The sequence below is a fragment of the Lacimicrobium alkaliphilum genome, assembly GCF_002591895.1.
Lineage (GTDB): Bacteria > Pseudomonadota > Gammaproteobacteria > Enterobacterales > Alteromonadaceae > Lacimicrobium > Lacimicrobium alkaliphilum.
In genome coordinates, this window is sequence record NZ_NISX01000002.1 from 15,835 (window position 1) to 31,383 (window position 15,549).

Genomic DNA, 15,549 nt, shown 5'->3' on the forward strand with positions numbered 1-15,549 from the left:
AAATGCTTACATAAAAAGGTTCCGTCCGGTTGTAACAGGTTTCCCCCTATTTATCCCTTCATTCGGACCACCGGCGTATCACTGGTATTTCCGGGCGCGCGCAGGGTCTAGCTTAGAGCCGGATAACAGCGGTTATCTCACTATAACCATTACAAAGATAACGGGAGAAACACATGACTAACGGCACAAGAATCGCCTTAGCGGTGCAGATGGGATTGTTTGGCAGCACCCTGCTGATGCCAGTATCCAGTGCGCAGGCTCAGGATCAAACAGAAGAAGTTGAGAAAATCTCGGTCACTGGCTCGCGTATTCAACGGGTGAATATGGTCAGCGCCAGCCCCGTCACGGAAATCAGTGCAGCAGATATTGCGATTACCGGATTAACCCGGGTAGAAGATATCCTCAACGACATGCCCGCCTTGTTTGCTGCGCAAACAGGTATGGCTGCTAATGGTGCAACCGGTACCGCCACGTTGAACCTCAGAAACCTCGGCACCACCCGTACACTGGTATTGGTGAATGGCCGCCGGTTGCCTGCTGGCTCGCCCATCGCCGGCGGTATTGCACCGGATGTTAATCAGATCCCGGCATCATTGATCGAGCGTATCGAAGTACTGACCGGAGGTGCTTCTGCAACTTACGGTTCTGATGCCGTTGCCGGAGTGGTTAACTTTATCCTTAAAGATGACTTTGAGGGTTTTAGTTTCGACTACCAACACAGTTTCTATCAGCACAAAAATGACAACAGCGCTATCCAGGAAAAGGTTGAAGCGCTGAATTTTGAGTTGCCGAACAGCAATGTACGCGACGGCCACTCCAATGACTTCTCCTTTATGCTGGGCGCCAATACTGCAGACGGTGCGGGCAATGTAACCCTCTACGGTACATTCAGAGACATTAAGGCATTACGCCAGTCAGGACGTGATTTCAGCGCCTGTGCACTGTTTTATGATGCCAACAATGAGTTTATCTGTGGTGGCTCGGGAACTACACCGGCCGGTCAGTTTACAGATTTTGATCAATATGCCTATGAAGTCAGCGGCCATGAATTTGTGCCCTTCACAAACCTCTACAACTATGGCCCGCTCAATTACTATCAACGCCCTGATGAACGTAAAACCTTTGGTGCCATCGGCAACTATGAAATCAATGAATATGCTGATGTATATGCAGAACTGAGCTTTATGGATGATCGCAGCGTGGCACAGATTGCACCCTCCGGTGCCTTCTTTGTAACCAGTACCCTATTCTGTGGCAACCCTCTGATGTCGGACCAGCAGTTTGAAACCATCTGTGCCTCTCAGGGCCTGAACCGTGACGATACACTGCAAGGGGTCTATATTGGTCGACGCAGTGTAGAGGGTGCTCCCCGCCGGAATGATTTGCGCCATACTTCTCACCGCGGTGTGTTGGGTGTCAGAGGCATTATCGACGATAACTGGTCCTATGATGTGTTTGCTAACTTCTCCAACGTCAGCATGGTACAGACCTATCAGAATGACCTATCTACTACACGGATTATCCGGGCACTTAATGTAGTTGCAGACAACGAGGGTAATCCGGTTTGTCAATCCGTTCTGGACGGTAGCGATCCTAACTGTGTGCCCTGGAATGTGTTTCAGGAAGACGGCGTCACCCAGGCTCAGTTAAATTATCTGGTGCTGCCGCTATACTCCCGTGGTGATACCACCACCACACAAGTGAGTGGTTATGTCACCGGTGATCTGACCGAGGCCGGTGTTATGGTTCCGGGTACCTCGACGGGCATTGGCGTAGTAGCAGGTTTGGAATACCGCCGCGAAGCGCTGGTATTTGCACCGGACCAGGGGTTTACTTCGGGTGATGGTGCCGGTCAGGGCGGCCCGACCGGGTCGGTGAATGGAGGGTTTAATGTCAAAGAATTCTTCGGTGAACTGGATATACCGTTACTCGAAGCACGCTCTTTTGCCGACGAGCTCACTCTGGAGCTGGCCTATCGTTACTCCGATTATTCAACTGATAAAACGACGAATACCTACAAGGTTGCAATGGACTGGGCGGTTAATGAAGATCTTCGATTCAGAGGCAGCTTCCAGCGCGCTGTACGCGCAGGTAATGTGAGGGATCTGTTCAGACCTCAGACACTGGGTCTGTTTAATATGAACGACGATCCTTGTGGCGCGACGGGCACTATGTCACTGGAGGACTGTGTGCGCACCGGTCTGGATCCTTCGCAATATAAGGCTACCGGGCTGACCAGCCCGGCAGGGCAGTACAATACTATTACCGGAGGTAATCCCAGCCTGGATCCGGAGGTGTCAGATACTTTCTCCTTTGGTTTTGCGCTCTCGCCCAGTGCCCTGCCGGGTTTTAATATGAACATCGACTATTTCGATATTGAGGTGGACAAAGCCATTACCAATATTCCACAAACCACCATTATTCAGAAGTGCGGTGCCAGCGGGGATCCAACGTTCTGTAATCTGGTTAACCGCGGCCCCAATGGCAACCTGTGGGTAGGTCAGGCCAGTGTGACCGCCACCGATATTAATATCGGTTTCCTGGCGACCAGTGGTATCGATCTCGAAGCCACTTATGATGTCAGTCTGGATGATATGGGCACCCTCAAGCTGAGCCTTGTCGGAACCTGGCTGGAGAAGCTGGATAATGAGCCGGTTCCCGGTGATCCAGTGATCGAATGTGCGGGCTACTGGGATCGGACATCCTGCCTGCAGCCTTCTCCAGAGTGGCGCCACAATCTGCGCGCTACCTGGACGACCCCCTGGGATGCCAGCCTGACAGCGACCTGGCGCTATCTTGGCGAAGCCAATGAATATGTGGGTGTAAATGTGCCTGACGGCCCCACTACATTCAGTAGCCAGAATTATCTGGATCTGGCTGCCACCTGGCAGGCCCATGAAAATGTATCGTTGCGCCTGGGTATCAATAACGTGCTCGACAAAGAGCCACCATTGCTACCCAATGCGCCAACAGGTTCGGGAAATGGCAATACCTTCCCCGGATTCTATGATGCGTTGGGCCGCTATGTCTTTGCCGGTGTCACGCTGACGTACTAATCCTGCAACAACTCAGCAGGCCACTCATGGTGGCCTGTTCTGTAAGCAGAACTGAGCTTTCATATGGCATTCCAGCGCCTTGACCTATACACCGGCGTTTTATATGGTGACTTTATTATTACCACGCAAGCAGCAGATGTTATGTCAGGAAGCAACGCCGGTGCATGGGATGCCTACTGGCAAAAAGCTATTAAAGTCGGGTTCCACAACAAGGAAGCTGAGCACCGCGAGATTGAGCAATTCTGGCGTCAGTTTTTTACCTGTCAGTTTGAGCAGCAATCACGGACTGTTATTCTGGAGCTGGCCTGTGGAAAAGGCGCAGTAAGTGAAATTGCACACCAATGCCTGGAAAAATCCAGCATCTGCCAGCCACCCAATCAAAATGCTGAGATTGAAGTCAGGCATTATTGTCTGGATTATTCTCTGGCCGCCGTTAAAAACACACTGGAAAAGCCCGGTCTTGAAGGCGGTATCGTAGCCGATGCAGCCGCACTGCCCCTTAAAAATAACTCAGCAGATCTGGTATTCAGTCAGTTTGGCATTGAATACGCGGGTCGAAAGGCACTGTTAAATGCAGCGAAAATAGTCAAGCCCGGCGGCAGGTTGGCGGCCATTATCCACCATGCTAACGGACTGATTTATCAGCACTCCAAATGCAGTGTTAAGGCTCTGGAGCGGGTAATGCAAACGGATATTTTTCCATTAGCCAGGCGCGCTTTCACTGCAGGCTTTGAGGTGTTGAATGGAAATACGGGTCAGGAAACCTTTGTGCGCGCCGACAGCGATATGTCAGTTGCCGTCAAACAGATCACTGCCCTGTTGAAACAGCAGGGGCCGAGTGTAGCGGATGGCATAATACTGCAATTTTATCGCGATCTCGGCGATATGTTTAACCGGCTCCAGGTCTTTGAGGCCAAAGATATTGCTAACTGGCTGAATAACATGGAAGACGACTTCAGCAGTCATCTTCAGCGTATGCAATCTATGCTTGATGCAGCCTGTGATAAAGAGGCCATGGCTTTTGAGTGTCAACAGTTAACCGCTGAGGGGCTTAGCATTGAACACTGTGAAGAAATTGCCAGCCATCAGGGCATATTAGGCTGGAAACTGATAGCAAAGGCTTAGTCCGCTTCCACCAGAGCAAATCGTGGCACCCATGCACCTTCTACTTCAACCAGTTCACTAAACATGCTCAGTGGGCGTATCCACAGCGCCCCCTCACCATATAAGGGACAGTATACCACAAATTCCGTTTCGTCTTCACTGTGGCGGGCTACGCCCAACACCTTATAATCATTGCCTTTGTAATGCCGGTAACGGCCGGGTTTAACGGTCAAACCAAATACTCCTGGCGGATAGCAGATAGTTTAATCAAAATTTTGTTAGCTGCTCAGCGGGAACTGATAATGAGTGCAAAACTATTTGCAGCACTCACTGACATTCGTTGAGTCAGGGCCATGTCAGTAAAGGCATGGCAGGACACACACGTTAACGACATGCTACTGTCTCCGGATTCATGGTAAGACGCTAATGACCAATCAATCTTCGTCTACAAGCCCATATAGCGGGCTGCAAGGGCCACTACAGGCGCACCTGTTGGGGTGTCATGCTGCCAGTCACCCGCATCGACACCGCTGCCGGCAATGTCCATATGAACGTAAGGCAGTGGTTTATCGGCGTTACTGTCGTGATTAATCAGCCCTGAGGCAATGCTCAAAAAAGCCATTGGAAACTGATGCCCCCGGGCCGTCGTGGACGAGGGACCATTGTTGGAAGAGAGCACATCATCGGCTTTTGTACGGGGTCTGACAAAATCAAAATCTTCCTTGCGAGAGCGGGAAACCTCCCCCGGATCGCCCCAGATATCGCCAATATTGGCAAGTTTATCGCCACAGTGATGTTCCCGGGCTGCGCCATTTTCCACATAGGCTGTGTAAGGACCGTAAGCCATCGCGGCATGGCCGGTCAGTGTGGCAACAGAGAACAGCGTGGGGTCAATAGCCTCTTTGGCCTGCTCGCGCAGATGAGAGAGCAAGTCTGCAAGCACCAGCCGCCCTTCGGCATCCGTATTGCCAATACGTACACGCACACCGGCATGGCTGGTGATAATCTCGTCGGCAACAAAAGCGTCCGAGCCAATGCTGTTTCGCACCGCACCAATCTCGGCCACAACCCTGATGCCTTTAGGCTGACAACGGGCCAGACACTGCACAAAACCCGCAACAGCGGCAGCGCCACCTTTGTCACGGCTCATACCCGCCATATGACCGCCGGTTTTCAAATCTGCACCACCGGTATCATAGGTAATGCCTTTACCGGCAAAAAACAGGTTCTGCAGTATTTCGCCTTCTCCCGTATACTCCAGCCGGATAACCCTCGGCTGATGGCGGGGCGTATGTACCGAACAGCGGCCCACCGCATATAGCAGCGGATAGTCTTTACGCAAGGTTGCATCGTCACTGACGACTTCAACTTTCACTGAACTGCCTTCGAAGGCCTGTTCACAATATTCTGCAAAGCGTGGTGGAGACATCCGCTCTGGCTCGGTACCACACAAATCCCGGGCCAGACGGCGACCACTTTCTACCGCCTCCAGGGCATCCATATCCAGTTTCCCTTTTGCATACAAACCAATACTTTTTACCGGTTCGATGTCTTCTTCGTTGAGGGCTTCACGTGCTTCCAATGGCTGCCAGAGAGCCTGACAGGCACCGAAATAGGCCACTTCCAGGGCGTGGGTATACCCCTGGTCTTCCGGAACACCGCAGACCACCAACAGTGGATTACGACTGCCGGCGTCACGGGCCATGACAATGGCTTTTTTGGCTGCATCACTGACCCGGCGCACGTCGTCAAAGCCACGGTCAAGGGGGCCGGTAGGCGCATACACCAGCCTGCCACCGGCGATACCACTGGCAATCAGCAACATACACTCTTTACCTACTCTCGCATCAATGCGCTGATGAGAGGCAATGGTTTCTTTCAGTGTCAGATTGTTCAAATGCTGATGGTCCTGCGCAATAAGAATCACCGCGTCCCAGTCACTGCCACTGGAAATGGCTTTATCGATATTGGATTCGTTTTTTGCCTGGGGAAATGTCATAGAGAGCCTCGCTGTCAGTGCTGCATAAAAACGGATGAAATATCAGCAGCTTGTTTTACCATCCTGATGGCAGATGACCCTATTCTGCCTCTAAGTAGTGTGGCACTCAAGGGATGGCAACTCGAGACACAACTGCTGACTGTCAGCTTCTGTTGGCAGGGTAACACTTAAACCCACCAGTCGGATTCCCCTGCCCTGCTGACGACTCAGCGCCTGATGTAACAAGGGCGCAAAAGCCGCCTTGTCTAAACGACTCTGGCGATGTTCTACGGTAGTTTGTACAAAATCGGCAAATTTGAGTTTTACGCCCTGACTCTGAATCGCAAGATCCGCCTGACAAGCGGCCAGACGCTTATGCAACTTCTCGAACAGGGTATCAACCACCTGCCAACACTGCTCAAAGTCGCGCACATCTTCAGGCAGGGTCACCTCTGCCCCGACTGACTTGCGCTGACGCTCAGAATTCACCCGCCGATTATCCTGACCATGAGCCCGCTGCCAAAGGGCAATACCGAATTTACCAAAGCGTTTAACCAGTTTATCGAAAGGATAGTGGCGTATATCATCACAGGTGTGTAACCCCATAGCTTGCAGCTTTTCCCAGGTCACCCGGCCCACGCCAGGAATAAATTTAAGCTCCAGCTGGCGCACAAAACCATCCAGTTGTGCCGGCGTAACCGTATAAAGGCCATTGGGTTTATTGATGTCACTGGCAATTTTGGCCACAAACTTACAGGGCGCTACACCGGCTGAGGCGCTCAGACCGGTCTCGGCAAAAATAGCCCGGCGAATGTCTTCGGCAATCAGAGTGGCGCTCCCCTGAAACAATTCGCTATCGGTAACATCCAGGTAGGCCTCATCCAGAGACAGCGGCTCGATGTCTTCAGTGTACCGGGCGAAGATTTCACGAATACGACGGGACTCTTCAACATAACGCTGCATATGCCCTTTAACCAACATCAGCTGAGGGCAACGTTTGAGTGCCTGCGCAGTAGACATGGCAGAATGGATACCGTATTTGCGCGCCGGGTAATTGCAGGTAGCGATCACCCCGCGTCGCTCGGCGCTGCCACCGATAGCCAGCGGAATATCACGCCACTGCGGATTATCGCGCATCTCAACGGCGGCAAAGAAACAATCCATATCAACATGAATGATCTTGGTCATAATGGGCAGAGAAACCAAGGGCTGTATTAATATACAGTTATATTGCGGTAAATAACGGGAAAGTCAAGCCAGAACACCAGAATCCGGAGTTCAGCTTTTTATCACGACTTTATTGCGGCCTGATTCTTTAGCCTGATACAAGGCCTGATCGGCAGCACTGATCCAGTGCATGTGATCATCATGATGGTCTTCTAACTGAGCAATGCCCAGACTTACCGTGACCTGTAATGTCACCCCTTCGTGATTTATCGTTTTGCCCTGAGTGGCCCGCCTGATGCGTTCGGCCACCTGAGTAGCTGATTGTGCATCGGTATCCGGCAGCACAATAGAAAATTCCTCTCCGCCATAGCGACCGGGAATATCGGTCTCGCGTACGGAAGCCTTAATAATAGCGGCCAATGCTTTGATAACCTCGTCGCCTGCGGGGTGACCATGGGTATCGTTAACAGATTTAAAATGATCGATATCCAGCATCAGCAAGGAGGCCTGTCCCTGGTTTCGTTGACAGCGTGTAAATTCCAGTTTGCAACATTCTTCCCAGAAACGCCGGTTAAACAACCCGGTAAGCCCGTCCACCCGACTCATTTGTTGCAGTTTATCGTTCGCCTGATTCAACTGCTGTTTACTGATCACCTCATCGGTCACATCGTAGACCATGATGCAAAGATGCTCTACTTTGCCACTGGGAGCCATCAGCGGGAACAGGGTGATATTCTGATACATAAGTTCACTGGCACTGGTCACCGGCCGATGACTGGCAAACTTAAACAGGTAGGGACGTTGTTCCCAGATCACAAAGGCGGGACTGTTGAGTTCAAACACCGGGCGTGTTTTGCCGATAAACCACTGTTCGTCGATTTCTTCAAAATATTCAAATATGCGCTGCCCACGAATCGTTGCTGGTAATATTCCACTGTGATTGTGCATAAACTCATTCCAGGTTTTCACCCGGTATTCTCTGTCCAGCACCACAATCCCCACTTCAATGGATCCCAGCAGGTTTAACTGCCAGTGCATGGCTTCGAGTTCTGCCTGTTCTGCCGCTGCTCTAACCATCGATCACCTCACTGTGGGCGACCAGCTTATCAAACATGATATCCATGGAGCTCTGCGGTAACAGCAACAATAGATCAAAATGGATGTCGTGCTGCTCAATGGAGTAACCGATCTCCACTGCGACTATCTTGTTCCAGCGTGACACATTGCTTTGCAGCAACTGCTCCAGGTCACAGTGGCGCCCCAGAATAATGGGGTGACTGCGGCTGAAATTCAAATCAAGTTGCTGCGACAGCGCATTAACGCAAGCCCCAATCAGAATATTGGAAACATCCATCAATGCTTCTACTTCGAGACGTTCGACGTGTTCTGTGGAAGGGTATTTAAGCAGCTCCACCATATTAGTAAAGTCGGTGTCATTGAAAATCACCAGCGCTTCGCCATATATTCCGGTACTGATGAAGCCCTGAGAAACCGCTGACACATGGGCTTTTTGCTGAATTTCTGCGATAGCCATGCGCAGTTCATTGGTTTCAATCTGATTGACATTGGGAATCGGCAGATTAATAAACACATCCAGCAACTGAGCCAGTTTCTCACCGGCCTGCCCCATGGCCACATTGGCCATTTCGCGGTACACATCAAGGCGGTCAATCTCCTCGTCCTGAGTTGACTCACGTAACTCACCACCGCCACTTTTACCACTGTAAAGCCCATACTGCCCCAACAACTCAGTCAACTTCTCGCTGTCTATAGGCTTAGCAATAAAATCCAGCGCCCCCATTGCCAGCATGCGTTTGCGGGCCTGAGGCTGCACATCACCTGAGACCACAATAACCAGAGTGGGCATATCACGGACACGGATCTGCTCCATAGTCTGATAGCCATCCATCACCGGCATGTTCAGATCCAGAAACATCACATCCGCCAGACCTTTTTCGATAGATTCCAGCGCCTGCTTACCGTGCTCTGCAAAGCTGATATTTACATCCCAGCCCTTAGGAATAGACCGCGCCATCTGCCTCCGGGCAAAACCTGAATCGTCACAAATAAGCACATTTGTGGTCATGATCAGATTGCCACCGGCGCCTTGATATGGGGATGTGCCTGGTAATTCAGCAATGTAAAATCATCAATATCAAATGAAAAAATATCCTTCACCTGTGGGTTTAACTTCATCTGCGGTAATGCAAAGGGCTCACGTTGCAATTGGGTTTGTGCCTGCTCAAGATGATTTACATACAGGTGGGCATCGCCAAACGTATGCACAAAATCACCCGGCTCAAGATCACAAACCTGTGCCATCATCAGAGTCAATAGCGCATAACTGGCAATATTAAAAGGTACACCGAGAAAAATATCACCACTTCGCTGATACAGCTGACAGGAAAGTTTGCCATCCAGCACATAGAACTGAAATAAGGTATGGCAAGGTGGCAACGCCTGACGCCCCATGGCAGCATTTTCCTTTGGCGAATACCGGGTATCCGGCAATACAGCGGGATTCCAGGCACTGACAATCAGGCGTCGGGAATCCGGGTTGTTTTTAATCTGTTCGACTACCTGAGCGATTTGATCGATGACTTCGCCGTCAATGCCCTGCCAGCTGCGCCACTGCTTTCCATAGACCGGACCAAGCTCTCCTTCATCGGTAGCCCATTCATCCCAGATTCTGACCTTATTTTGCTGCAGATAAGCAATATTGGTTTCACCCTGCAAAAACCACAGCAATTCATGAATGATGGAACGCAGGTGACACTTTTTAGTGGTTACCAGTGGAAATCCTTTTGCCAGATCAAAACGCATCTGATACCCGAACACGCTGAGCGTACCGGTTCCCGTGCGATCCTCTTTTTTTACACCATGATCAAGCACATGGCGCATTAATTTAAGATATTCCTGCATACTTAACTCTTGGATTTATGGCTGCGCTCAGATGGCCCGTTACGATAGGCCAGCACCATGATGATCAACCCTATCAGAACCATCGGTAAGGACAATAGCTGGCCCTGAGAAATCAGGCCATTGTACAAACCGATATGCGCATCGGGCTCGCGGTAAAACTCGACAATAAAGCGGAAGCTGCCATAGCCAATCAGGAACAACCCGGACACCGCCCCCAGTGGACGACGGGATGCAGAGAACCACCACAGCAACGCAAACAATACGACTCCTTCGAGAAAAAACTCATAAAGTTGCGAGGGATGACGAGGTAAAGGGCCCGCTCCGGGAAACAGCACTGCCCAGGGCACATCGGTGGTACGCCCCCACAATTCGGCGTTGATAAAATTACCGATGCGTCCTGCCCCTAACCCTACAGGCACCAGAGGCGCAATAAAATCGCCAACCGTTAACAGATTAGAGTTGTGTTTACGGGCAAACCACCACAAACCAACAATGACCCCCAGCAGCCCCCCATGAAAGGACATCCCCCCTGTCCAGATCTTGAAAAGATAAACTGGATCTTCGAGAAACTGCTCAAACTGGTAGAAGAATACATAGCCCAGTCTGCCACCAATAATAACCCCTAAGAAACCCAGAAACATCAAATCACTGAGTTGTTCCTTGTTCCACTGCGTGCGATCCAGACGCCTGTTGGCTAACCACCATGCAGCCAGAAAGCCGATCAGATACATGACCCCATACCAGTGCACTGACACCGGTCCAATAGTAAAGATAACCGGGTCAATCGCCGGGAACTGCAAATATTCTGTCATTGATTATTCCAATTAGTCGAAATACCAAAGCCTTGTCAGACACACTCCCCCGCAACGCTGGCAGAGATGCTCCGCTAAGCCTCAGCTAAAAAACATGCGCAAGCTTACTAGAATAAGAAAGCCAGAGAAAATTTTCTTCAGTGTCAGTGTTGGCAGACGGTGGCTTAACCGGGCTCCCCAATTGGCACTGAGCATGGACGCACTGACGATCGCCAGCATCGCAGGCATAAACACATAACCCAGGCTGCCTGAAGGCAGTTGAGGATTGTTCCAGCCAGCCAGTATAAAACTGGCTGTGCCAAAAATCGCAACCACCATACCGCAAGCTGCCGCACAGCCAATGGCGACTTTCATCGACACCCTGAACCATACCAGTGCGGGCACCAGCAAAGCACCACCACCAATTCCCAGCAAAGATGAAATAGTGCCAGTCACCACACCGATGCCCAGTAACCTTGGGCGATTAAGGGTAGACTGAGAGGTGCGATTTCTGCCGAATGCCATTCGCAATGCCAATATCATCATCAATGAAGCAAAAATATTTTTTAATAACTCAGCGGGCATCAGCGCCGCTATCTGAGCGCCGGCTACCGCTCCCAGCGCAATGCCAACCGAACACAGGCCGAAAATACGCATATCCACATTACCTAACCGCCAATGGGTCAGCGAAGACGAACTCCCGGTAAAGATGATGGTAGATAAAGAGGTGGCCACGGCCATTGGCATGACGATATCGATACTCATGCCCATTTTTATCTGCAACAGATATATCAGCGCCGGCACAATAACCAGGCCGCCACCAATACCCAACAGCCCCGCCATCAGGCCGGCGATAAGGCCCAGAAACACACAGCTTACAATCAGAAACAACAAAGGTTCCAAGACGATATTCTCTTGTTTAGTTAACCAACGACAACAGGTCTATTTCCCTGCTCTGACCAGACCACCCAGACCAAGGGCTTCGAGGTGGCGATTTACACGTTCACGTACCTGGCTCGGGTGCTCCATTTCGAGCACTTCTTCCAGCAGAATCCGGGCATCTTCCAGCGAAACTTTACGAATCACCCACTTAATTTTGCTCAGATTGAAACCGCTCATACTCAGCTTGCGATATCCCATCGCCAGCAAAAGAATCGCCCCTCCGGGCTCACCCGCCATCTCTCCGCACAGTGTAACCGGCTTATTAAGCTCCACAGAGGCTTCAATGATCTGTTTCAGCGCCTTTAGTACGGCGGGGTGGTAGCTGTCATACAGATCCGCTACCCTGGGATTATTGCGATCAACAGCCAGCAAATACTGCGTCAGGTCATTACTGCCGATGGAAAAGAAGTCCACTTTGGCGGCCAGTTGTGGAAGCTGATAGATGACCGCCGGCACTTCGAGCATGACCCCCACCTCCGGCATTTTCAGTGCCTGCCCTTCGGCCTGGGCTTCTTCAGCCACTTCATAATAGGCCTGGCGGATCAGCCGCCTAGCTTCGCTGACTTCATAGATAGTGGTAATCATCGGCAACATGATTTTAAGGTTATCCAGATCCAGACTGGCTCTGAGCATCGCCCGTAACTGCACCAGAAAAATCTCCGGGTGATCCAGCGTCATACGGATCCCACGCCAGCCAAGAAACGGATTCTCCTCCACTACCGGGAAATAGGGTAACGGCTTGTCGCCCCCCACATCCAGCGTGCGCATTGTGATGTTCTTGTTGGGACTGGCCTCCAGCATCGCACGATACATCTGATACTGCTCATGCTCGGACGGAAAGCGTTCACGCATCATAAAGGGAATTTCGGTACGATACAGACCTACCCCGTCACCCGCCGCACCGTAAATTGACTCCAGCTCAGCTGATAGCCCGGCATTAATGTAGAGTCCGATTCTGCAACCATCGCGGGTTTCTGCCGGTTTATCGGACTCTTCACGCACTGCACCATAGAGCTCATTTTCCTCATCCACCAGACTCTGGAACTCCTGGCGGATACTCTGGCTGGGAGAAACAATCACTTCACCGGAATAACCATCGAGCAATATATCCTTACCACTGAGCAGGGATACCGGCACATCGGAGAGCCCCATGACCGCTGGCACACCCATCGCACGGGCGAGGATCGCTGCATGGGAGTTATTTGAACCACGAACTGAAATAATCGCCTGGAGTTTGTCACGGGGAAATTCTGCCAACATTGAGGCCGTAACTTCTTCGGCCACCAGAATCGCCTGATCCGGCACCGGCGCCTGCATCTTGTGAGTGCGCAGCAGATGGCCCAGCACTCTGTTACCCAGGTCCTCTACATCAACTGCCCGTTCCTGCATATACGGATCGTCCATGCCGCGGAATTTATTGATGTAATGCTCAACCACCATTTTCAGCGACGATGCCGCATCCCAGCCACTCTTGATTTTAGATTCGACTTCGTGACCGAGGCTATTGGCATCAAGCAGGTTGTGATACAGCTGGAAAATCGCCAATACATCTTCAGGAACGGCATCGGCCATGCGATCCGACAACTTTTTAACTTCCTTGCGGGTGCGGATAACCGCCTGGCGATAGCGCTCAATCTGTTTATCAGGGTCCTCAGATCGACGCTGCATCTGACTACGAAGACTGTGTTTTATATTGGGCACATGGCCAGTGCCTATGGCCAGACCCGCAGAGCCCGGCACGCCTTTGAGGGATTTTTGCCAACGGGATTTGTCGGCACCATCGGTCAGGCTGATTGACCCACGCGCCTCTGCATGGGCTATTTCCAGAGCGATTTGCGCTGCCAGGGTAACCAGAAAAGCTTCTTCATCTTCACTGAATCGGCGTTTCTTATGCTGCTGAATGGTCATCACCCCCAGCACTTTACGCTGGTGAATAATGGGTGTGCCCATAAACGCATGATAGTTTTCTTCCCTGACCTCAGGGTAGTGCTTAAACCGCGGGTGAGACTGAGCATCTTCGATATTGATCGGCTCTTCACGCTGACCGATCAGACCGATCAACCCTTCAGAGAATCCGATAGAGACCTTACCGATAGCATCCTTGGAGAGGCCTTCGGTAGCCATTAACTCAAAATGCTGATGCTCATAGTTAGCCAGATAGATAGAACAGCAATCCACCGTCATTGCACTTTTAACCCGGCTCGCCAGGCAGGTAAGGGCGTCATCAAGATCCGGGATCTGATTAACTTCCTGAACGATGCGCTTGAGTTGGGTTAGCATGAACTGGTGCCCTAATTCCTGCGTCGGCGTTTATTGCGCTGCCCGGCAGGCCTGGTCTGAACTGGCATAGTAATGGACACAAATTCCTTCATTACACGACGATAAACATCACGTTTGAAAGACACTACGTTACGTACAGGATACCAGTAACTTACCCAGCGCCAGCCGTCGAATTCCGGGTGGCCCGAGTGCAAAACATTAACATCTTCCTCTTTACAGGTAAGCCTGAGCAGAAACCATTTTTGTTTCTGCCCGATACACACAGGGTCGGTCCCCTGTCGTATCAGCCTTTTCGGCAATTTGTATCTGACCCAGTTTTTCGTTACCCCTAGTATTTCCACATCCTGTGGCTTCAGCCCCACTTCCTCGTGTAGCTCCCGATACATTGCCTGCTCTGCAGTTTCACCTTGATCAATTCCGCCTTGTGGAAACTGCCATGAATGCTGGCCATAGCGTCTTGCCCAAAATACTTGCCCTATCCTGTTGCAAATCACTATGCCGACATTCGCGCGGAATCCTTCGGCATCAATCACTTAGACTCCCGGGCATTAGTTCTTTTATAGTTCTTCATTCTTCCATAAACTAGGCCTCTTTCAAAGCTAATTCAGCCAATATTTACGCTGTGGCTGAACCTCTATGGCCCTTTAATGCCCTTATATGGAGCTGGTTAATGAAAAGCAGACACTGGAATCTGATCTTCGTCGGCAGCGCCCTGTTCTATCTTTTCACCCTGCATTTACGGGCCTATCCTCTTGATTTTCTGTTCAAAGCCATTCCCGTAATGTGGCTGATGCTGTTGGTAATGAGAAATGCTCAGAGCAACAAATACCTGCTGCTCACAGCACTGGCATTTTCAGCTACCGGCGATATTCTGCTGGCATTACCTTTGACCGCCAGTTTCAGTTTTGGATTGGGGGCGTTTTTAATCGCGCAACTGATATACAGCGTTAACTTCTGGCGTTTTCGCCATTGGCAGCGCTGGAAAATCGCACCATTAACTTTGGTTGTGGTTATCGCCGGGGTATTATTCTGGCGTCTGCAACCTGTACTGAACACCCTGTACTGGCCTGTTTTAATCTATATGCTGGCGTTAACGGCTATGGCAACAACGGCCATCGTTGCCAGTAAAAGTGCCCCCTGGCTGATAGTGGGGGCCGCATGCTTTATCATCTCAGATGCTCTGCTGGCCTGGGATCACTTTATTCAGCCGCTTGCCTGGAGCGAGTTTGCAGTAATGCTCAGCTATTATCTGGCCCAGTATTGTCTGGTAAACGGCGCACTGACCATCACAACAAAGAGTAACGTTTAA

The 15,549-nt window shown here is 50.9% G+C and carries 13 protein-coding genes; 3 read left to right on the plus strand and 10 right to left on the minus strand.

The annotated features are described in order from the left end of the window. Positions 1-173: 173 nt before the first annotated feature. Together CDA54_RS02090 and CDA54_RS02095 are read left to right on the plus strand one after the other, a co-directional pair. Positions 174-3,056: a TonB-dependent receptor plug domain-containing protein gene (locus CDA54_RS02090; RefSeq protein WP_099033353.1), complete on the plus strand. Its 2,883-nt coding sequence runs from the start codon at positions 174-176 to the stop codon at positions 3,054-3,056. Between the two features lie 141 nt (positions 3,057-3,197). Next, positions 3,198-4,181, plus strand: coding sequence for a class I SAM-dependent methyltransferase (locus tag CDA54_RS02095; protein WP_180237087.1), 984 nt, complete (start codon positions 3,198-3,200; stop codon positions 4,179-4,181). Here the strand turns inward: CDA54_RS02095 and CDA54_RS02100 are convergent. The 10 genes from CDA54_RS02100 to rppH form a co-directional block, all read right to left on the minus strand. Beyond that, positions 4,178-4,393 carry a DUF1653 domain-containing protein gene (locus CDA54_RS02100; protein WP_099033355.1) on the minus strand — a complete coding sequence of 72 codons (216 nt, stop codon included), beginning with the start codon at positions 4,391-4,393 and terminating at the stop codon, positions 4,178-4,180. The two genes, CDA54_RS02095 and CDA54_RS02100, sit on opposite strands and share 4 nt — an antisense overlap. A gap of 212 nt (positions 4,394-4,605) precedes the next feature. Then, a complete protein-coding gene (locus CDA54_RS02105; RefSeq protein WP_099033356.1) occupies positions 4,606-6,159 on the minus strand; it encodes a M17 family metallopeptidase in 1,554 nt (517 codons plus the stop codon). A 90-nt stretch (positions 6,160-6,249) separates the two neighbouring features. Next, positions 6,250-7,326, minus strand: a complete 1,077-nt coding sequence (gene dinB, locus CDA54_RS02110; protein ID WP_099033357.1) for a DNA polymerase IV — start codon at positions 7,324-7,326, stop codon at positions 6,250-6,252. Positions 7,327-7,416: 90 nt separating this feature from the next. Continuing rightward, a complete protein-coding gene (locus tag CDA54_RS02115; protein WP_099033358.1) occupies positions 7,417-8,382 on the minus strand; it encodes a GGDEF domain-containing protein in 966 nt (321 codons plus the stop codon). Continuing rightward, positions 8,375-9,391 carry a response regulator gene (locus CDA54_RS02120; RefSeq protein WP_099033359.1) on the minus strand — a complete coding sequence of 339 codons (1,017 nt, stop codon included), beginning with the start codon at positions 9,389-9,391 and terminating at the stop codon, positions 8,375-8,377. The genes CDA54_RS02115 and CDA54_RS02120 overlap by 8 nt, the downstream gene beginning before the upstream one ends. Positions 9,392-9,393: 2 nt before the next feature. Further along, the gene (locus tag CDA54_RS02125; RefSeq protein WP_099033360.1) at positions 9,394-10,227 is read right to left on the minus strand and encodes a thymidylate synthase; all 834 of its coding nucleotides are present in this window, start codon (positions 10,225-10,227) and stop codon (positions 9,394-9,396) included. 2 nt (positions 10,228-10,229) lie between these two features. Continuing rightward, positions 10,230-11,039, minus strand: coding sequence for a prolipoprotein diacylglyceryl transferase (gene lgt / locus CDA54_RS02130; RefSeq protein WP_099033361.1), 810 nt, complete (start codon positions 11,037-11,039; stop codon positions 10,230-10,232). Positions 11,040-11,120: 81 nt separating this feature from the next. Next, positions 11,121-11,921 carry a sulfite exporter TauE/SafE family protein gene (locus CDA54_RS02135; protein ID WP_099033362.1) on the minus strand — a complete coding sequence of 267 codons (801 nt, stop codon included), beginning with the start codon at positions 11,919-11,921 and terminating at the stop codon, positions 11,121-11,123. A gap of 39 nt (positions 11,922-11,960) precedes the next feature. Continuing rightward, on the minus strand, positions 11,961-14,240 hold the full coding sequence (ptsP, locus tag CDA54_RS02140) for a phosphoenolpyruvate--protein phosphotransferase (RefSeq protein ID WP_099033363.1): 2,280 nt from the start codon (positions 14,238-14,240) through the stop codon (positions 11,961-11,963). Positions 14,241-14,251: 11 nt separating this feature from the next. Next, a complete protein-coding gene (gene rppH, locus CDA54_RS02145) occupies positions 14,252-14,773 on the minus strand; it encodes an RNA pyrophosphohydrolase (RefSeq protein WP_099033364.1) in 522 nt (173 codons plus the stop codon). 137 nt (positions 14,774-14,910) lie between these two features. Between rppH and CDA54_RS02150 the strand changes: the two genes are divergently transcribed. After that, the gene (locus tag CDA54_RS02150) at positions 14,911-15,549 is read left to right on the plus strand and encodes a lysoplasmalogenase (protein WP_099033365.1); all 639 of its coding nucleotides are present in this window, start codon (positions 14,911-14,913) and stop codon (positions 15,547-15,549) included.